Source organism: Sorangium sp. KYC3313 (assembly GCF_052075895.1).
Taxonomy (GTDB): Bacteria; Myxococcota_A; Polyangia; order Polyangiales; family Polyangiaceae; genus Sorangium; species Sorangium cellulosum_B.
Genome location: NZ_CP197255.1, coordinates 5794439 through 5813709, shown reverse-complemented (window position 1 = coordinate 5813709; position 19271 = coordinate 5794439). Strand labels below are relative to the sequence as shown.

Here is a 19271-nt window from a genome sequence, read left to right as displayed (position 1 = left end):
GGCGAACGCGACCGGCGCCGCAGCGCTGGTCACCCGGCGCCGCCGCACTTGGGCTCACCTCCGCTAGGCTCACCTCCGCGATGCCCCGCTGGTTCAACACCGCAGGTCCCTGCAACCCGGCCGATCACTACATGCTCCCGGCCGAGGAGCGCTTGCCCGCGGTGCGCGACCTCGTCGATCGCAAGGCATGCTTCTCCCTGCGCGCGCCGCGACAGGTCGGCAAGACGACCTCGCTGCGTACGCTCGCCCAGGATCTCACGGCTGAAGGGCGCTGCGTGGCGGTCCTCGTCTCGGCGGAGGTCGGCCCCGACGTCGCCAACCCCATCTGCCGCGAGATCATCGTCCGCGAGCTCGCGTTCCCGATCCGGGCGCCTCTCCCTCAGATCAAGGCCACGTGGCTCACCCAGGACGGCCGCCTCGACGCCGACCGCCTGCTCGACGCCTTTCTCTCCTTCTGGCGCCGGCACGGCGAGCCGCTGCTCAGGGCAGCGCCCTACCACGAGATCGCGCCGCACCTCGTGGTCATGGCGAGGTCGTCGTGATTCGCGCCTGAGCGCGCTCGTCGTTCAGGAGCTGTCCCGGGACGCCCTCGGCGTGCCTTCCGGCCCCGACGCCGGCCGCAGGGCCAGTGGACCCGCACGGCACGCGCCGTGGCATGTCCTGACGGGCACGTGCGTGTCCTGATGAGAGGCTGGCGTGTCCTGATGGGCGCCCGGCATGTCCTGATAGCCGCCTGACGTGTCCTGGTGGGCACCGGCGTGTCCTGGCGGCCGCCTGGCATGTCCTGATGGCCGCCTGGCATGTCCTGATGGCCGCCTGGCATGTCCTGATGGCCGCCTGGCATGTCCTGATGACCACCGCGCATATCCATGCGGCCGCGGGGTCAGCGCCCTGGCCCGCGGTGCGCACCACGCTTGGTTTCAACCTCAACCGCCGAGTCGCCTCCGAAGAGTTGCGCGCCAGCGCCGCCGCGCTCGCCCCCGGCGCCAGCTCCGGCACCACGCGCCCCACGCTCGCGCCGAGCTCGCTCTTCCGCTTGCTGACCGCCGCCATCGCCGCCGCCGCCAGCTCCAGCAGCCCCGCGTCCGCCGGCGCCGCGACCTCCGCGAAATCCCCCGCCGCCGGCCACTTCGCCCGGTGGATCGACCGCTGCCCCGTCTCCTCCGCGTACACCCAGGCCCAGACCTCGTCGGTGATGTACGGGAGCACCGGCGCGAACAGCCGCAGCAGCACCGAGAGCCCGAGCCGCAGCGCAGCCACCGCCGAGCCTCGCGCCGCATCACCGGCGCCGCCCTCGCCGCGCGCCCGCGCCTTGGCCAGCTCCAGGGACGCGTCGGTGAACCAGCGCCAGAAGAAATCCTCTCCGTCGCGGCGCTCGACGCCGACGCGCCAGCCGAGGCGGCGGCTCAGTCGTAACGCTCGACGTGGACGTGCTTGCGGGGGACGCCGAGCTCGCCGCGGGCGAGCTCGCGCACGAGCGAGACCATCCGATCGAGGCCGCAGATGAAGACGTGCGGGGCCGGATCCCCGCTCACCCCGGCCAGCTCCCGGTAGAGCTCGGGCACGTGCGCCTGCACGTAGCCGCGGCGGCCCGACCAGGACGGGCCGCCGCGCGAGAGCGTGATCTCGTAGCGGATCCGGTCCGAGCCGCGCGCGAGCGCCTCGATCTCGTCGCGGTAGATGATGTCCTCCTCGAAGCGCGCGCCGAACAGGACCCACAGGTGCGCGGCCGCCCCGGCGCGCAGCGACGCGCGCAGCATGCTCCGGAGCGGCGTGACGCCGGTGCCGGTGGCGACGAACAGCGAGGGCGCAGGGCTCCCGGGATCGCGCGTGAAGAGCCCGTGCGGGCCGACGGCGCGGAGCGCCGCGCCGGGCTCCAGCCGGTGCAGGTACTCCGAGCCGGCCCCGCCCTCCACGCGGGTGACCGCCAGATCGAAGCGAGGCGAGCCGTCGGGGGCAGAGGCGATCGAGTAGGCGCGCTTCACCTCACCGCCCGGGAGCGGGAGGACGAGGTTGACCCATTGCCCGGCCTCGAACAGGAACGCCCCGCCATCGGCGCGCTCGAACGAGAGCTCTCGCACGGAGGGGCTGAGAGGCCGGACGGCGACGAGGCGGGCTTCGAACGGTTCGGCTTGGATCATGATCGGGCCTCTGCGCGGCCACAGGCTGCTGGGCCGCGCGGGTGGCGAGGTCTTACCGCAGCCCTCGCCCTGGCCCAATCACGATCGGAGCCGTCATGGCGCCGCCGGACGGCGCGGAGTCGCGGAAGTCTGGGCCTTCCGGCTCCACGCCGCCGGCGCGCACGGCCGGGCCGCCGCCCGTTCGCGGCGCCCCGGCGCCGGAGCGGCGGCGGATCTACCGCTGCACGCCCATGCGGCGGCGCTGCGGGATGTTCAGCGCCGGCCGGGAGCGATCCTGGTGGGGGAGCTTGCTCGGCGGGCGGGGCTCCCGGTGCGCGGGCTTCGGCGCGGGGACAGGCCCCGTCTGCGGCGGGCGCCGCTCGGGCGTCTTGGCCGAGCCGAGCTGCGGTGCGCGCTCGGGGAGATGGGCGGGTCGCTCGGTCATAGGATCCTCCATTCGATCACTCATCACCACGGCAGAAAGAGCACCAAGGCTGAACGAACCCTTCGAAGAACCAGCTCTCATACACCCTCCATTCATCGTACGACCACGGATTGCAGGCACACCGATGCCGCGACGGACGCCGGCTCAGGACGCCGCCCAAAGGCCGCTCGACTGGCGCTCTCGCGCGATGGACACACCTCCACGCATCGCCGGGGCAGGACGGTCCGAATCGCCACACGCCCCCTCGCGAGGCGCCTCAGCGCCTCGCCGTCAGGAGAGATGGCGAGTCGGCCCGCCGCGCCACGAACCATCCGGCTCGGTGCTTCGCGCGAGCGGCCAGCGAGCGAGGGGCTGCGCCCGCGAGGTCAGCGACCTCCAGCGCATCGGACTCGTTCGCATGTCGGCCACGCTCCGTCCCCACGAGCACACGACCCACGCCCGCGCGGGAAGGCTGCGGGCGGCCGTCGTGGCTGCTCACGTGCGGCAGCCGAGGGGCGCCGTGCCTACCTGGGCAACAGGCGCTCAGCCCTCGGGGCCGCGTGACGGAGCGGTGGTATCAGAGAAAAGTGTGCATAATTGACGCGGGCGACGCGTCGACAGCAACGCTAGCACCGGAGCCAGAGATCGCCCAGCACTTTCTGGTGGTGGGGTGCTTCGGCCGAGAAGGGGGTCTTTTGAACCGCCCAAAGACGTCAATTTTTTGCGTTTTCTTGGCGTCTTTTGGCGTCTTGGCGGTCATTCCGGCAGGGCGGGGGGATTCCCCCACCACGCACGTTCTGTGTCCATGGAGGAGCGCTGTCCTCGCAGAGCGTTCCTCTCCTCATCAAACGTCTGCCTCTCCCCCCGCTCCACGAGCGGCAGGAGCTCGCGCGGGCGCGCTGGGCGCCGGGCCGCAGCTCAGAACGCGATGCGCAGCCCCACGCCGAGGGGCACCGCGCCAGGCGACGCAGCGACGGCGGCCGGGCCGACGAGGAGGCTCGCAGCGGCCAGCCCGCGCAGTTCGAGTCCCTTCCGCAGCACCCGCCTCTTGCCGATCACGTAGAGCGGCAGGCCGACGCCGACCGCGGCCACGCCGCCGACCGCCGTCGCGACGGCCACCGTGTACGTGTCACGGTGCTCGGTGGCGGCCTCGTCGTGGTTGGCGGTGATCAGCACGGCGCCGGTGACGAGGGCGGCTGCTCCGAGGCTCGCGAGGACGATCCCCGAGACCATCATGACCGTGCTGTTCCGCTCGGTCGTCCGCTCCACGAAGTTGCGGAGCTCTCTCTTCGTCGCCTCGATCTCCAGCTCGATCTGGCGCCCGTGGGCGTCTCGCATGGCTTCGTCTTCAACAAAATCGTGGACGGCGTCCGCCTCGTACTTGAGCGCCTTGATCCTTGCCTCGTACGCAGCGACCGTCGCCTCCCACATGGCCTGCGACGGGAGCCCCTCCACGGCCGGCGCGGCAGGGGGCGCGGAGGGCGCGAGCTGCGGGGGCGGCGTGCGGTCCGCGCCCTCCGCCGGCGTCTGCGCGGCCGCGCTCGACGCGAGCGCCGCGCCGGCGAGGGCGAGCGCCCACGCGACGAGGCGGCGGCGCACCGCGGCCGCGGAAGTGGAGGACACGCGCGCCGGGGGCGCGGAGGGATGCGCGAAAAGGGAATGGACTCGTCCCATCAGCGAGCGGCATACCTCAACCGTGGCGCAGGGACATCCGTCGCGTCCCGCTCGCCCGGCCGGCGCCCGCGATCGCGGCGCCCTCACCCCTCCCGCGGCCGGCCGCGGCGCCTGCTCCCCTCCCCGCCCCCGGCCGGCCGCGCCTCGGCGGCCACGCGGAGCAGCTCCTGGAAGTGCCGCTCCACCGGGCCGAGGTCGATGCCATCCATGAACGAGGTGAACGCGAAATAGGGCAGCAACGTCTGCCAGGCGCGCAGCCAGCCCGGCAGGTAGCGCGGCCGCTCCAGCACGCCGGCCGCGCGCAGCTCCGCCAGCACCGCGATGTCGTCGAGCGCGATCCGGCCGCAGACGAGCAGCTCCACCTCGTCGCGCAGGCCGCCGCGCAGGACCGCGGCCAGGAAGGCATAGACCTCGAGCAGGCCGGCCAGGTAACAGGCGTCCTTCGTGAACGGCGCGCCGCCCTCGACGAGCCCGCCGCGGCAGACGCGCTGGGCGTCGAAATAGGCGTCGCGGCGCCCGGCGCCGCGCTCGCGCAGGTACCGGTAGAGATCGAGGAAGCTCGCGCCCTGCTCGGCCATGTCCACGAGCCGCACCCGCTCGGCGAGCCGGGTGAGGCGGCCGATGGAGAGCGAGCGGCTGTACAGCTCGGCGAAGATGGCGAGCCCCTCCTGCGTGCGCGTGGTGCGCGGGCCGCCCGACCGCAGGAACGCGCACCGCGGCTGCGCCGCGCCGTTGTGCGCGGTGAGCGCGTGCGTCTCCACCTCGTGGTGCCACAGCCCCTCGGCCTCCCAGGACGCGAACGTGGCCTCCGGGCGGATGCGGACGCGGCTCATGCCCGCCACCACCTTGGCCGTGATCCGCGGGTCGAGCACGATCTCGATGTCGAGCGGCGGCGTCCGCGCGGCGACGCGGGCGGCGAGCAGCTCCCGGAGCGCGCCGGCGTCGAGCGGCTCCTCGTCGGGATCGCTGGCCTCGTCCCAGCCGTGGACGCGCAGGCGCGCGGTGAGGTGCTCGGCGAGGTCGATGTTGCGGACCTCGCCGCCGAAGAACCGCGAGCGCGCGCCGCCGTAGAGCGCCCGCGAGCGCTCGGCGAACTCGCGGGTCCCCGCCGCCTCGAGCAGCTCCGCGGCCTGGATCTGCGCGCGGACGTTGTCCCGGAGCCAGTCGAGCGCGGGCGCGTCGCCGTCGATCGAGCCGAGGAGCTCGCGCAGCTCGGTGATGCGCCGCGCGAGCCCGTCGCGATCCACGCGGTGCTCGACCTCGGGGAGGCGGCCCTCGCCGGCGGCGAAGAAGCGCTCCTCGACCTCGCGAGGCCAGGCGATGTCCTCGAGCGGCCGGAGCGCCTTGCCCTCGCAGAGGCGGGCGCCGACCCGATCGAGCTGCTCCAGCACGGCGCGGTCGATGCTCATGGTCCCATGCTCGCGCGAACCGCGGGGCGCGGGAAGCGGCCGGCGCGGGCGCTTGCGGCTCGCCAGCGCCCGCGGGCTCTGCTGAGGCCGCCCGTGCGCAGTGGTTGCGTGCCGAAGCGCCCCGGAGGCCTCCGGCAACGTGTTGGCCTGTGCCAGGGAGGCAAGCGCGAGGGCGCGCGCCGGCGCTCCCCGTGGCCACGCCGAGCATGTTGTTCAGCTCCTCGCATCCGGTATACATTCGAGCCTGAACCTCAATGACTGATGATCCCCAGCCAGCACACTGTACAGCACGAGTCGGGACGGTCCTCCGGGGCAAATGGCGCATCGATTCGCTTATCGGCGTCGGCGGGATGGCTGCGGTTTACGAGGCGACACACAGGATCGGCCGGCGCTGCGCGATCAAGATCCTCCATCCGGAAATCGCGGTCTCCAAGGAGCTTCGAGCCAGGTTCGAGCAAGAGGCGCTCGCAGTAAACCAGCTCGGCCACCCCGCAGCCGTCAATGTCCTCGACATTGACACGAGCGAAGATGGCTCGCCGTTCTTGGTGATGGAGTTGCTCGACGGCGAATCGCTCGGCAAGCGCGCCCACGGCTCCGGCGGCATCGAGGAGCGCGAGCTGCTCCGCGTTGTCTCGACCGTGCTCGAAGTGCTCGATGTCGCGCACGGGCTCGGCATCGTTCATCGAGACATCAAGCCTGACAATCTGTTTTTGACCTCTTCAGGCGGCGTCAAGGTCCTCGATTTCGGGATCGCTCGAATGAAACAGGGCGGCTCCAATGTTCGCACACGCATCGGCGCGATGCTCGGGACCATACCTTACATGTCGCCCGAACAGATCGCTGGTGGCCAGATCGATGGGCGGGCCGACGTCTTCGCCGTTGGCGCGACGATGTTTCGAATCCTGGCAAAACGCCATGTGCACGAGGGCTCCATGGAAAGTGAGCTCCTCATCAAGATGGCGACGCAGCCTGCGCCGGCCCTGCGCACCGTTGCCCCCTCTGTCAGCCCAGAGGTTTGCGCCATCGTCGATCGCGCGCTCGCTTTCGATCCGTCGCGCCGCTATCCAGCGGCCCGCACCATGCGCGAAGACATCGAGCGAGTTTTGGGTGCCGATGCTGCTCCTCACGCGCCAGCCCCGGTGTCGATCCGAGCCGACGTGTCGTCTCCGATCAGCGTCGATGGCCCGACGATGGCTGCTCCTGCTCCCGGCCAAGCGATGCAGGCACCGATCGTCGTATCCGTGCCGCCTCAATCTGCTGCAACCAGCCCACGAGCGAGCTCGAATTCGCCATTCTTGATGATTGCAGTGATTGGCTCGTTTGCTGTCGCCGTTTGCCTCGCCGCTGTCTTCTTCGTTGTTCGTTCGCGAGACTCCGCCGAAGACACTCGTGAGAGCGCGGACGAAGAGACATCGCAAGAGGACAAGGCGAGCGGCAGCTCTCGCACGATGGCGACGTCGTCCATTACCGGCACGCCATCCACGCCATCCACGCCATCCACGCCATCCTCGACCGCTGAGCCCCCATCGACGCGCCGGCCCGCCCCCAATGGCAAGTATCGCCTCCTCGTCAAAGACGGCAAATATCCATTCTGCGTCACGTCGAAATTGAGACATGCCTATCCAGTACGCACGAATGACGAGGGCGTCAAAGCGTGCATCGGCACCCCCGACGGGCCTATTCCGATTGACGGCCTCAAAGCCTACCACCCCTCCGAGCTTCAATGGTAATATCTTTGTGAGGAGCGGCGGCCTTGTCCCGTGACCAGGTGAAGCTCATCGATTTCGGCCTCGCCAAGGTGAACGTGGAGCTCCTGTCCACCGAGAGCCGCGAGGCCGCGCGCAAAGGCCAGGACCTCACCGCTGCCGACCAGGTCCTCGGCACGCTCAGTTATCTCGCGCCGGAGGCCGTGCGCGGCATGGATGCCGTCGATGCCCGCGCAGATCTTTATGCGCTTGGAATCATCTTGTACGAAATGCTGTCCGGGAGAAGCCCGTTCGACGCGAGCGACGGCCAATCTTCCTTCCGGCGGCGGCTCCTCGAGGACGCGCCCCCGCTCCGCCAGCGTGCTCCGGGATCAGGTATCCGCCCCGAAGTGGAGGCGCTCGTGATGCGGCTCGTCCAGCGAGCCCCGATCCAGCGATATCCGACGGCCACCAACGTGATCGCGGCCGTCGACGGGGCCATCGCGGCGATGGAGGGCGCGCCGAGGCAGCTCGAGCCGACCGTCGCGATGCACCCCGGCGCTCCGGGGCGCCAGACGAGCGCGACATCGCTCGCGTCCAGGTGGAACTCGCCGGCGATGCGGCCGTGGCTCATTGCGTCCATCGTCGTATCGCTCTCGCTCAGCGTCGCGCTCTCGATCGCCATCCTGCTCAGCTGACAGAGGCTCAAAAGGGCCACATCGAGGGAGCAGGCTCGTCGCTCGACGGCAGCTCGGCGTACGCCGTCGGCTCCGTGCCTGCAAGGAACACCTCCTCGATCGCGCCCGCGGCCCCCGGCAGCGCGAGTTGACCGGTCGTCGCGTCGATCAACACGCGCACGAGCCCGTCCGGAGGCGCGGCGAAGTCGGTGCGTGGTCTCGCCTTGTGCGCGTCCTGCATGAACGCGATGAAGGCCGGCAGGGAGGTCGCGCCGCCCGTCTCGCCGGGGCCGAGCGGAGAGGCGTCATCGTAGCCCGTCCAGACGGCGCACGCGATGTCGGTCGAGTAGCCCACGAACCACGCGTCCTTCGCGGCGTTCGAGGTGCCCGTCTTGCCCGCGACCGGTGTGCTCATGGATCGCGCGCGCTTGGCTGTCCCCGAGTCGACGACGGAACGCAGGAGGCTCGTCATGATGTAGGCCTCGGCTTCGCCCATCACCCGGCGCGCTGGCGCCACGCCGGGCAGCGGCAGCGGCTGGCCGCCCGGGCCGATGATGCTGCGAATGAGCGCTGGATCGCGGTACGTGCCGCCCGCGGCGAACACGTTGAACACACCGACCATCTCGAACGGCGTCACCTCGTAAGCGCCGAGCGCCAACGACAGGTCCGCGCCGAGCTTCGACGTGACTCCGAGCGATTGCGCCCACTCGGCGACCTTGGCCGGGCCGAGCCGATCGAGGACCCATACCGCGGCGACATTGACGCTCTGGGCGAGCGCCTCGCGCAGCCGGCGCGGCGCCTGTCCGTCGCTCTCGTCGTAGTTGTCGGGCCTGTATTTCCCTCCGAGCGCGGACGGATGGGTCTCGAGGATGGACGCCGCGGTGAATGCCCGCGTCTGGATCCCGTAGCTGTACACGATCGGCTTGAACGTCGAGGCGGGCTGGCGGCGCGCCGACCTTGCCCGGTTGAGGGCGCCGCGCGCCGCGTCGTAGCCGCCGACGACCGCGAGCACCTCGGCCGTCCGGACGTCGAGGGCGACGAGCGCACCCTGGGGCCCGAGCGCGAGCTCCAGCCGTCCGCTGCGCGGATCGCCGCCGGCAAAGGTGACGCGTACGACCTTGCCGATCTCGGCGAACTGGCTCGGGGGCAGGTTGCGTGGATTGTAGCGCGCCGCTCTCTCCAGCTTCACGACGCCTTGCGCCGTACCCACGCGCACGGCGAGCGTGCCTGCCGCGTCGTCGGCCTTCGTGACGACGCCGTGGTAGACGCGCTCGCTGCCCTGCGTGGGCGTTCCTTCGAAGGGGGCCGGATCTCCCTTGCCACGCTTCAGCGGAGCGATGAGCCCGCGGCGCGCGGCGTACGCATCGAGATTGCTGCGCACCGCCGCTCTCGCGGCCCTCTGCAGCGCCGGATCGATCGTGGTCGTCACCGTGTACCCACCGCGGTTGGCCTGCGGGCCCACCGCCGCGACCAGCGCGCGCTCGACCTCGGCGACGACCTCGGGCGCCAGCTCGGCGGCGTGTTCGGGCGGGGGGGCCAGGACGATCTTCTGGCGAGCGGCGGCGTCCACGTCGGCGCGTGCTACGAACTTCTTGTCGCCCAGCTGCTGGAGCACGTAGCTGCGCCGCTCCTCGGCGCGGGCGAGATCCACGCGCGGAGAGTAGACGCTGGGCCCCTTGACCAGACCTGCGAGCAGGGCCGCTTCGGCGAGCTGCACGTCGCGAACGCTCTTCCCGAAGTAGTACCGCGCGGCTTCCTCGACGCCGTAGCGCCCGTGCCCGAAATAGATGTCGTTGAGATAAAGCTCCAGGATCTCGTCCTTCGTGAGCTCCTGTTCGATGCGGCGCGCGAGGATGAGCTCACGGATCTTGCGCGCGAAGGTGCGCTCCGGCGTGAGGAGCACGTTCTTGATCACCTGCTGGGTGATCGTGCTGCCTCCCTGGCGGGCCCGCGCGGACCGCAGGTTCACGAGGAGCGCCCGCAGGATGCCGAGGTAGTTCAGCCCTTCGTGCTTGTAGAAGTTCGCGTCCTCCGCGGCCAACACGGCGAGCTTCATGCTCGTCGGCACCGCCGAGATCGGAACGACGGTGCGTCGCTCGACGAAGAGCTCCGCGAGCGGTGTCCCGTCGCGCGCAAGGATGCGCGTGACCTCCGGCGGATGATAGCTCCTCAGCTCCGAGGTCCGCGGCAGGTCGTGGCCGTAGTACCAGATGAGCCCCGCAAACATCAGCAGACCAAGACCCAGCAGCGTCGAAGCGGCCATCACGATGCGCCACGCCCATCGCCGCAAGCGTCGTTTCCACTGGACTTTTCGCCGGCGCGGATCACCTTGCTCCCGCGCCCGGCGGACCGCCACGGCGCGGCTGAGCGCGCTCGCCAGAGCACCTAGCGCCGAGGCGATCCGAACAGCGGCCCTCGCGAGCCGCCGTGCGGGCAGCGCGCGTTGTACGGTCGGCTGGGCGGAGGCCTCGGCCGGCGACGATCTTGCGGCGCCGCCCCCGGGCGGCGGCGACCACGGCAGCGTCGGTCGCTCCGGTCCGGCCTGGCGAGCCCTCTCTTCGGGGATCGGCGGCGTGGCCTGGGGCGAGCGCACCCAGAGCCGTGTCGCGGGCTCCCCCTCCTCCGCGTCGTCACGGCGGGGCTCCTCGCCGCGCTGCGAGGGGGACGCGAGGTCGTCACGACGGCCGAACCGGTCCATATCCATCCAACTCCTCCGCGGTGCGGGCTGAGCGCGCGTGCCGCGGCGCCCTCCCCGCAGACGCCATGAGAGCAGCGCACGAGCCCGGCGCGACGATCAGTCGGGGCATGGGGCTCCGCACGCCGTGACGTTGCCAGGACAGGCTTCTATCTGCCCGAGACACGTGCCGATGACGCAATCGGAGCCAGGCGTGCAGTACACAAAACATGGAGCGCTCGTCATGCAATTGACCGAGCAATCGCCTTCGCACCAGACCTTGTGCATCCCCGATCCCATGCAGTTGACCAGCGCGTCTCGGCGCGCTCCGATGTCGCAGACGCTCCCGTCCTGACAAGCAATCTGGCACGCTTCGTCGCACACGTGATCGCAGTCGTTTGTCAGCATACAGCTGGTCCGCTGCGACGCGCCGCGCCCTTCCTCGGGGCCGCGGCTCGGTGAGCCAGGGAGGCGAGCTCGCGTGTCGCCCTTCTTCTCGGGGCCGGGATCCGGCGCCTTCGCCAGGAGGCGATCCGCCGCCGGACCGCCGGGAACCTTGGCGGGCGGTGACGCCGCCGGTCGCTGCGCGCCGGTCACCCCCGGCGATTTCGCGTCGGGCTCGACGTTCACCGCACGCAGGTACACGGCGGCGAGCACGCCTGCGGCGAGCAGCGGGAACGCCAGCACGGCCCATCGCAGCCTCCGTCCACGTACCGTGGTCGCCGTCCACTGCGTCGCCTGGGTGAACGCCGATGCGGCCGGTGAGGGGGCACCCGCCGGAGCGACGGCCGATCCGCCGCCCGGGACGCCCGGCGCGCTCGACGTATTCGGGGCGCTGGCGACGGAGACATCGCGGATGACGCTCCCCATGGCACCTGCCGGCGGCGGGGCGGGATGCAGGCCACCGGCGCCCGAGGCGCGCACCGAGACGGCCGAGGAAGGGGCGAGCCCCTGTGGCATCCACACCGTCGTGGCGGTGCTGAGCGGATCCGCCGCGGGGGCGGGAAGCCCGGCCGCGCCGAACCGGAGAGCAAAAGCGGGCGGCTGACCGGCCAGGACCGCGCGCACGTCCTGCTGCATGACCGTCGCGCTCGGGTAGCGCTCGCCTCGATCGAACGCGAGCGCGCGATCGACGACGGCACACACCCACTGCGGGGTCTCCGGAGCGACGCTCGCGAGCGGCGGCGCAGGCAGCGTGGCCATCTTGACGACCAGATCGGTGTCGGAGCTCGCGTCATGGATGCGCCGCTTCGTGATCAGACGAAACATCGTCGCTCCGACCGCGAACAGGTCGGCACGCGCATCGATCTCGTCGCCTCTGACTTGCTCCGGTGGCATGTAGGCGACCGTGCCGAGCGTCGTTCCAGTGCGCGTCCGAACGTAGTCGGCCGCGGCCTGCCTGACACGGGCGACGCCGAAGTCGAGCACTTTCAGGCGCCCGTCGCGGAGGCGGAACAGGTTGTCTGGCTTGATGTCGCGGTGGATGATGCCGTGCGCATGGGCCGCTGCCAGCACGTCCAGCAGCCCGTCCACCATGGCCAGCAGCTCGGCCATGTCCATCCTGCCCAGGCGCCTGGCGTACCCGGCGAGCGACTCACCATCGAGCAGCTCCATGACGAGGAAGGGGCAGCCGTCCGCGGTCGCGTCGATATCGCGTATTTCCACCGCGCCGGGATGGACGAATCGATTGACGGCTTGCGCTTCCTGATCGAACCGCGCACGCAGCTCGGGCATGCGCGCGATCTCGGGGTGGAGGATCTTGATGGCATCTCGCCGCCCGATCTTGTGCACGCCGACGTAGACAGCGGCCATGCCGCCCGAGCCCAACAACCGCTCGAGCGTCCACTTCCCGCACAACACTGTGCCGACTCTGCGCTGCAGTTCCTGGTCGTCCATATCCGGTATCGGGTTTGCTAATTTGCCGAACGGAGTCCTCGCGGCGCCCCAGCACCGCCCGTCGCCCATCCTAGCCGATTGGCCATGGCGTCGTGACCGCGCGACGCTCGGCATGCCGTCCCGGGTGTGTCGCCGACCGAGCGCGGCCGCAGGCCGACCAGGCCAAGAAAAAGTGCCCGAGTCGAGACCAGCGCCCTGCCCGAGGCGCGGGTGTCACGCGGCGAGGGAGCGTGACCGTGGATCTGGCGGGAGGCCGATGGTACCGTCGCCGCGATGGGGAGCGTGGACCAGCTCGAGGAACACCGCGCGGCGCTCACCGGGCACTGCTACAGGATGCTCGGTTCCGTGGTCGACGCCGACGACGCCGTCCAGGAGACCATGGTGCGCGCCTGGCGGAGCCTCGACAAGTTCGACGGGCGGTCGTCGCTGCGCACCTGGCTGTACCGCATCGCGACGAACGTCTGCCTCGACGCGCGGGCCGATCGCGCGCGCCGGGCGCGCCCCATCGAGGAAGGCCCGGTCGGCACCGTGGACGACGAGCTCCAGACGCGCCCGCGCACGCACTGGCTGGAGCCCGTCCCCGACGCGCACGCCCTCCCGGCGGACATCGACGCCGCGGAGCGGGCGGTGCTCCGCCAGAGCATCCGCCTCGCGTTCGTCGCGGCGCTCCAGCACCTGCCGCCGAAGCAGCGCGCCGCGCTCTTGCTGACCGAGGTGCTCGGGTGGTCCGCCGCGGAGGTCGCCGACAGCCTCAGCACCTCGGTCGCCGCGATCAACAGCGCGCTCCAGCGCGCGCGGGCGACGCTCGCGAGCCGCGATCTCGGCGACATGCGCGCCACGCTGCCGGAGCCAGAGGCCGCCTTGCTCGACCGCTACGTCACCGCCTTCGAGCAGTACGACGTGGACCGGCTCGCGGCGCTGCTGCACGAGGACGCGACCCTGTCGATGCCGCCGTTCACCCTCTGGCTCCGCGGCCCCGACGCCATCCGCGCGTGGCTGCTGGGCCGGGGCGCGGGCTGCCGCGGGTCGCGGCTCGTGCCGACGGCCGCCTGCGGCTCGCCGGCGTTCGCCCAGTACCGCCCGGCGCCGGAGGGCGGCCACCGGGCCTGGGCGCTCATCGTGCTCGAGCTCGCGGGGGACCGCATCGCCAGCATGACGTCCTTCCTCGACACCGAGACGATCTTCCCGCGGTTCGGCCTGCCGCTCGAGCTCCCGGCGTAGCCGCCGCGCCCGGCCGGATCGGGGCGGCGATCTTTTTTTCCGGTCGACCGATGAGTCCCGGCGCAGGCCGGGGTCTATGGGGTGAACTCCGGCACGACGGCCCTCATGGCCGCGATCGTGGCCGGCATCACCCTGCGTCCACGCGAACAGGAGAAGAGGACCATGACAACGAACAGCGCTCGCAAGATCTTCGTCAACCTGGCCGTCCGCGACCTGAAGCGGTCGATGGAGTTCTTCGCGAAGCTCGGCTTCGAGTTCAACCCCCAGTTCACGGACAACAACGCCGCCTGCATGATCGTCAGCCAGGGAGCCTTCGTGATGCTCCTCGTGGAGCCGTTCTTCAAGGGTTTCACGAAGAGGGAGATCTGCAACACGAGCACGCACACGGAGGGGTTGTTCGCGCTCTCGTGCAGCAGCCGGGCCGAGGTCGACGAGATCGTGAAGAAGGCGATCGCGGCGGGCGGGTCGCACGCGATGGATCCGCAGGATCACGGCTTCATGTACGGCTGGAGCTTCTACGACATCGATGGTCACCACTGGGAGGTCGTCTGGATGGCCCCCGAGGCGATCCAGTCGTAGCCGGCGCATCGACGAAGGAGAAGGAGGAGAGCCATGGTCGAGAGCCGCACAGCGAACAGCGATAGCTTCCAGGTCACGACACCGTCGGCGGACGAGGTCCGCATGACGCGCCTGTTCGACGCGCCGAGGCACCTCGTGTTCGAGGCGATGACGAGGCCCGAGCACATCAAGCGGTGGTGGGGCTGTCTGGGCGAGGGCTACTCGGTGCCCGTCTGCGAGATGGACCTCCGCCCGGGCGGCAAGTGGCGCTTCGTGAACCGCCACCCGGGCGGCGAGGCCGCCTTCCACGGCGAGAACCAGGAGATCACGCCGCCGAGCCGGCTCGTGTTCACCGAGATCTTCGAGCAGTTTCCGGACACGGTCACGGTGGTGACGGCGACCTACACCGAGGAGGGCACAAAGACGCGGCTCACGGCCACGGTGCGTTATCCGTCGACGGAAGTGCGCGACATGGTCCTCGCGTCCGGGATGCCCAAGGGCGCAGGGATCAGCTACGACCGCCTCGAAGCGCTGGTCGCGCAGCTGCAGCAGCAATGAGCCCGGCTGGCCGCCGGTGAGCGGGCGCCGCCGCCGTCGCCTCGTGCCCCGGCGCCTCGATGAACCCGTCTCGATGGGTACCCTCACGAGCTCGCCGCCTCCCACCGCCGAATGAAACTTTACAGAACTCGCAAAGGTCACTCCGGCCGGAGCGCTTGCTCGAGCCGAGCAAGCGGTCTAAGCTGCTTCGCATAACTTCGGAGGCCGAAACAGGCCCCCCATTGCAAGAGGAGCGTCCATGCGTCGTCTCAGCCCTGCTGCCCGCGTTCGTTACCTCTTTGCTGCCCTGACGGCAGGCGCAGCGATGTTGGGCACCACGGCCCTGCTGGTCCCCTCGAGCGAGGCGGCGCCGGGGGGAAACTGCACCTATTACAGCGACGAGAGCTACACCACCGTCGTCGGCCAGTACGGCCGCGACTGCTGCAACAACCGGATCGCGTGGGGCACCACGACGCAGCACTACGAGTGCGGCGGGTGCTTCACCTGCACCCCGCCTCCTCGCTGAGGGAGGCGCGCCGTTGACGGGCGGCCGGCGCGATGGCGATCGCCGGCTACGATCCGTTCAGCTTGCGAGAGGAATTGAACAGGGAGGCGGGGAGACGGGGAGATTGGTTGGATTTTTCTCCCCGTCTCCCCGCCTCCCGGTGAATTCTCCCGAAAATTCGAGGGGATCTTGATGGAGGAGCAGTCGGCCAGACCGCCACGGCTACGGCCCGCGGAGCCACTCGACCGCGGCGTTGCGCGTCTCGAACACGCCGAAATGCTGGCCGCCGCGCTCCTCGGCCACCATCTCGCCGAACCGGCTGCTGAAATCAGCGGCCCCCGGAGGGCACACCACCGCGAGCCGGATCCAGTAGTTCCTTAGCTTCTGCAGGATCTCCCCGGCCTCCCCCGAGCTGAGGTCGAAGAAGGCCGCCGTCAGGTTCGCCGGGTAGAGGAGCGCACACAGCACGCCGCCCGAGAAACAGGCCTCGATCACGCGATCGACGTCGCGGACGCTCTCCATGAGCCCGTGATCCGGCGACCCCTCCACGAACTGCACACCGCCCTCGTCGACCACCGTCAGCTCCATGGCATCCCTCCGACACGGCCTCTGCGCCGCGGGCTCGGCGGAGAGCTCCGCTCGACCCGCGACCAGGGGTATCCCGGCGAGCGGCCGCTGTACAGGCATCGCGCGGCGAGCAGGAGGAGGGGCCAGGCTCGCCCCCGCCGCGCGGGGCCCAGGGCGTCATTCGTCACTGCGCGCGCCTGACCTCGTCGGAGAACCTCACCGCCTCGCGGAGCACGTGATCGGCGAGCGCCGGATCGATGATGCTCTTGATCTGCCCCGTCTCGATGCCCTGCTCCGCGGCCGTCTTGAAGTCGATGACCTCGTCGGCCATCGTCGCGAGCTGCCCGCTGTCGACGCGGAACGCGTGCGCCTGGTACAGCTGCCCGGCGCGCGCGGTCGCCTGGTCGATGAGCACGCGCTCCTGCGGGTCGAGCAGGTGCGCGATGAACTCGAGGTGATCCGCCATGATCGTCGTCCAGAACGCCGAGACCTCGTCGCTCTGGAGCGCGATGTCGCCGTACGCGAGCCGATCGAGCCGGGCGACGAAGCGCTCGGCCTCCCGCGCGAGGTGGTCGAAGAAGAGCGGCCAGACGAGGCTCCGGAGCGAGCCGCTCTCCTGCGCGCGCTGCATGCGGCGCTGGTACTCGATGAACCGCTGGACGTTCGGCCGCATCGGGGCGAGGAGCGAGGAGATCCCGTAATCGCCATACCCCCTGTCGCGCGCCGCGAGGAAGTGCCTGGCGAAGAGGTTCTGGTACTGCCGCGCCTCGTCCCGAGGCCCGCGGAGGTGATCGCCGGGCATGAGCAGCGTGATGAACAACGCATGTTCCATCAGCTGGTCCGTCCAGAAGAGGACCTCCGAGACGGCGTGCGCTGCATAGCCGGCGCCCGGGGCGGGCAGGAAGACCGGCTTCCTCGAGCGCCGGTCGACCGAGATGCCGGGCGTATAGGCGGCCCCTGCCGGGAGGGCGAGGGGCCCGATCGACTCGCAGGCAGCGTAGCTCTTGTCGGGCAGCGCGAGGCTCGGTGTTGCGAGCAGCGAGACCCCCGCGGTGGCCATCGCGCCGCCGGCGAATCGCCGGCGTCCAAGTTTCCCTTGCGGAACACGCTTCTCCATCGACGCTCCTCCAGGTTCATGCATCCGTGAGAATCGGAGCGCGAGGGTGCATGTCCCGCGCCTGAGCCAAAGAGTCGACTCGCAGGGCGGTCCGCCGGCGCGCGCCTCACCGATCACGACGGCCGGCGACGCGCGGAATCACCACGCCCGAGCGCTTCGTCAGCAGAGAGGTCGCGTGGGGGCGCGCCGGACGTCATCCGCGGAATCCGCCCGTGATGGGCCGCCCTGCGCTCGGCGACCTGCGAAGATGGCGCACATTACCCCTTCTTCACCGACCATCTGCGACCATGGAGCACATCACGCCGCGGAGCACGCGCTCGCGGCGACGGACCTGCACACCTCCCGCGGACGCCGCAGACGCACCCACACCTACATGCGGCCGTCCCTCGTGTCGAGGTTCGGATTTCTTCGCTATCGTCTCCCGGGATGTCGAGGACCCGCCCTCGGCTCCGACATCCCCACGAACGCGCGCCCGATCCCGGGGCGACAGCGAAGAGAAGGAGCCGATCATGAAGTACATCCTGATGATGAACACCCCGCGCGGGGGGCCGTACCAGGTCGCCAACTGGCAGCAGAAGGACTTCCAGGCGCACATCGCGTTCATGAAGAGCTTCCACAGGAAGCTCAGCGCGTCGGGCGAGCTCGTGGCGGCCGAGGGCCTGGCGGGGCCCGATCAGGCCAAGCTCGTGCGCGCTGGCAAGGACGGCGCGCCGATCACCGACGGGGTGTTCCCGGAGACCAAGGAGTTCCTCGCCGGGTACTGGATCGTGGACGTCGAGAGCCCCGAGCGCGCGTACGAGATCGCCGCGCAAGCGTCCGCCGCGCCCGGCCCCGGCGGCGCGCCGCTCAACATGGGGATCGAGGTGCGCGAGGTGATGAGCGCGCCGCCCAGCGATCTCTAGTGACCTCTCCGTCCCAGGGCGCCACGGCCGAGCGCCTGCTGCGTGACCTCGCGCCGCAGGTGCTCGGCGCCGTCATGCGGCGATTCCGAGATTTCGGCGCCGCCGAGGACGCGGTCCAGGAGGCGCTGATCGCGGCGGCCACGCAGTGGCCGCGCGAGGGTGTGCCCGACGAGCCGCGCGCCTGGCTGATCCACGTGGCGTCGCGGCGCATCGCCGATCACGTCCGGAGCGAGGCGGCGCGCCGCCGCCGCGAGGCGATCGTGGTCAGCCTCGTGCCGCCCGAGCTGCAGATCGCCCTCGCCGCCGACAGCGACGAGGCGGCGCTCGAGGACGACACGCTCACCTTGCTGTTCATGTGCTGCCACCCCGCGCTGTCCGCGCCGTCCGCGATCGCGCTGACCCTGCGCGCCGTCGGCGGCCTGACGACGGCCGAGATCGCAAGGGCGTTCCTGGTCCCGGAGGCGACCATGGCGCAGCGGATCAGCCGGGCGAAGCAGAGCATCAAGGCGTCCGGCGTGCCGTTCGAGCGGCCGACGCCCGAGGCGCGAACAGCGCGCCTCGGCGCCGTCCTGCACGTGCTCTACCTGATCTTCAACGAGGGTTACACCTCGAGCTCCGGCCCCGCGCTGCACCGCGACGATCTGTCGGGCGAGGCGATCCGCCTGACGCGCGCCGTGCACGCGCTCCTCCCGGACGACGGCGAGGTCGCGGGCCTCCTCGCGCTCATGCTCCTGACCGACGCGCGGCGCGCGGCGCGGACCGGGCCTCTGGGCGAGCTGATCCCGCTCGCGGAGCAGGATCGAGGCCTGTGGGATCAGCGCGCGATCGCCGAGGGCGTCGCGCTCGTCACGGCGGCGCTGTCCAGGGGCTCGATCGGCGCCTACCAGCTGCAAGCCGCGATCGCGGCGGTGCACGACGAGGCAGCGCGGGCCGAGGACACGGACTGGCCGCAGATCCTGGCGCTGTACGGCGTGCTGATGCGGATGTCCGACAACCCGATGGTGGCGCTCAGCCACGCGATCGCGACGGCCATGGTGCACGGCCCTCGGGCGGGGCTCGATCGGCTGAACGCGCTCGACGCCGACGCGCGCCTCTCGGGTCATCACCGCCTCGACGCCGCCCGCGCGCACCTCCTGGAGCGGGCCGGCGATCGCGAGGCGGCGATCGCGCACTACAGGCGCGCGGCCAGCCGCACGACGAGCATCCCGGAGCAGAACTACCTGGCGACGCAGGCGGCCCGGCTGAGCGACGCGCTCAAGTAGCGAGCCGCGCGGCGCGCGCAAACGCGGCGAGCGTGTCCCGCGA

The 19271-nt window shown here is 70.8% G+C and carries 18 protein-coding genes; 9 read left to right on the top strand and 9 right to left on the bottom strand.

What is annotated here, in order from left to right; all coding sequences use genetic code 11:
* Positions 1–80: 80 nt before the first annotated feature.
* Positions 81–542 (top strand): hypothetical protein, encoded by a 462-nt coding sequence (locus ACSRUE_RS22695; RefSeq protein WP_441292823.1) that lies wholly within the window; start codon positions 81–83, stop codon positions 540–542.
* Here ACSRUE_RS22695 and ACSRUE_RS22690 read toward each other — a convergent pair.
* The 5 genes from ACSRUE_RS22690 to ACSRUE_RS22670 form a co-directional block, all read right to left on the bottom strand.
* Positions 523–1320, bottom strand: coding sequence for a class I tRNA ligase family protein (locus ACSRUE_RS22690; RefSeq protein ID WP_441293116.1), 798 nt, complete (start codon positions 1318–1320; stop codon positions 523–525). The two genes, ACSRUE_RS22695 and ACSRUE_RS22690, sit on opposite strands and share 20 nt — an antisense overlap.
* Before the next feature lie 86 nt (positions 1321–1406).
* Positions 1407–2141: a ferredoxin--NADP reductase gene (locus tag ACSRUE_RS22685; protein WP_441292822.1), complete on the bottom strand. Its 735-nt coding sequence runs from the start codon at positions 2139–2141 to the stop codon at positions 1407–1409.
* Positions 2142–2355: 214 nt separating this feature from the next.
* Positions 2356–2565 (bottom strand): hypothetical protein, encoded by a 210-nt coding sequence (locus tag ACSRUE_RS22680; protein ID WP_441292821.1) that lies wholly within the window; start codon positions 2563–2565, stop codon positions 2356–2358.
* A gap of 897 nt (positions 2566–3462) precedes the next feature.
* A complete protein-coding gene (locus ACSRUE_RS22675) occupies positions 3463–4167 on the bottom strand; it encodes a hypothetical protein (RefSeq protein WP_441292820.1) in 705 nt (234 codons plus the stop codon).
* Positions 4168–4301: 134 nt separating this feature from the next.
* A complete protein-coding gene (locus ACSRUE_RS22670) occupies positions 4302–5627 on the bottom strand; it encodes a flavohemoglobin expression-modulating QEGLA motif protein (protein WP_441292819.1) in 1326 nt (441 codons plus the stop codon).
* A gap of 350 nt (positions 5628–5977) precedes the next feature.
* Here ACSRUE_RS22670 and ACSRUE_RS22665 point away from each other — a divergent pair, with 350 nt between their 5' ends.
* A complete protein-coding gene (locus ACSRUE_RS22665; protein ID WP_441292818.1) occupies positions 5978–7357 on the top strand; it encodes a serine/threonine protein kinase in 1380 nt (459 codons plus the stop codon).
* 23 nt (positions 7358–7380) lie between these two features.
* Positions 7381–8010, top strand: a complete 630-nt coding sequence (locus ACSRUE_RS22660) for a protein kinase domain-containing protein (RefSeq protein ID WP_441292817.1) — start codon at positions 7381–7383, stop codon at positions 8008–8010.
* A 7-nt stretch (positions 8011–8017) separates the two neighbouring features.
* Here ACSRUE_RS22660 and ACSRUE_RS22655 read toward each other — a convergent pair whose 3' ends face one another.
* Both ACSRUE_RS22655 and ACSRUE_RS22650 read right to left on the bottom strand, forming a co-directional pair.
* Positions 8018–10252, bottom strand: coding sequence for a penicillin-binding protein 1A (locus ACSRUE_RS22655; protein WP_441292816.1), 2235 nt, complete (start codon positions 10250–10252; stop codon positions 8018–8020).
* A 531-nt stretch (positions 10253–10783) separates the two neighbouring features.
* Positions 10784–12559 (bottom strand): serine/threonine protein kinase, encoded by a 1776-nt coding sequence (locus ACSRUE_RS22650; protein WP_441292815.1) that lies wholly within the window; start codon positions 12557–12559, stop codon positions 10784–10786.
* A 273-nt stretch (positions 12560–12832) separates the two neighbouring features.
* Here ACSRUE_RS22650 and ACSRUE_RS22645 point away from each other — a divergent pair, with 273 nt between their 5' ends.
* The 4 genes from ACSRUE_RS22645 (at position 12833) to ACSRUE_RS22630 (ending at position 15401) form a co-directional block, all read left to right on the top strand.
* The gene (locus tag ACSRUE_RS22645) at positions 12833–13780 is read left to right on the top strand and encodes a sigma-70 family RNA polymerase sigma factor (protein ID WP_441292814.1); all 948 of its coding nucleotides are present in this window, start codon (positions 12833–12835) and stop codon (positions 13778–13780) included.
* A gap of 162 nt (positions 13781–13942) precedes the next feature.
* Entirely contained in the window at positions 13943–14359 is a 417-nt protein-coding gene (locus ACSRUE_RS22640) for a VOC family protein (RefSeq protein WP_441292813.1), read from the top strand.
* 33 nt (positions 14360–14392) lie between these two features.
* A complete protein-coding gene (locus tag ACSRUE_RS22635) occupies positions 14393–14896 on the top strand; it encodes an SRPBCC family protein (RefSeq protein WP_441292812.1) in 504 nt (167 codons plus the stop codon).
* A 304-nt stretch (positions 14897–15200) separates the two neighbouring features.
* Positions 15201–15401, top strand: a complete 201-nt coding sequence (locus tag ACSRUE_RS22630; RefSeq protein ID WP_437707920.1) for a DUF6289 family protein — start codon at positions 15201–15203, stop codon at positions 15399–15401.
* Between the two features lie 201 nt (positions 15402–15602).
* Here ACSRUE_RS22630 and ACSRUE_RS22625 read toward each other — a convergent pair whose 3' ends face one another.
* Both ACSRUE_RS22625 and ACSRUE_RS22620 read right to left on the bottom strand, forming a co-directional pair.
* Entirely contained in the window at positions 15603–15968 is a 366-nt protein-coding gene (locus ACSRUE_RS22625) for a DUF4180 domain-containing protein (protein WP_441292811.1), read from the bottom strand.
* A 163-nt stretch (positions 15969–16131) separates the two neighbouring features.
* Entirely contained in the window at positions 16132–17064 is a 933-nt protein-coding gene (locus ACSRUE_RS22620) for a DUF2935 domain-containing protein (RefSeq protein ID WP_441292810.1), read from the bottom strand.
* 509 nt (positions 17065–17573) lie between these two features.
* Between ACSRUE_RS22620 and ACSRUE_RS22615 the strand changes: the two genes are divergently transcribed.
* Entirely contained in the window at positions 17574–17966 is a 393-nt protein-coding gene (locus ACSRUE_RS22615) for a YciI family protein (protein ID WP_441292809.1), read from the top strand.
* On the top strand, positions 17966–19228 hold the full coding sequence (locus ACSRUE_RS22610) for an RNA polymerase sigma factor (RefSeq protein WP_441292808.1): 1263 nt from the start codon (positions 17966–17968) through the stop codon (positions 19226–19228). The genes ACSRUE_RS22615 and ACSRUE_RS22610 overlap by 1 nt, the downstream gene beginning before the upstream one ends.
* Positions 19229–19271 lie beyond the last annotated feature (43 nt).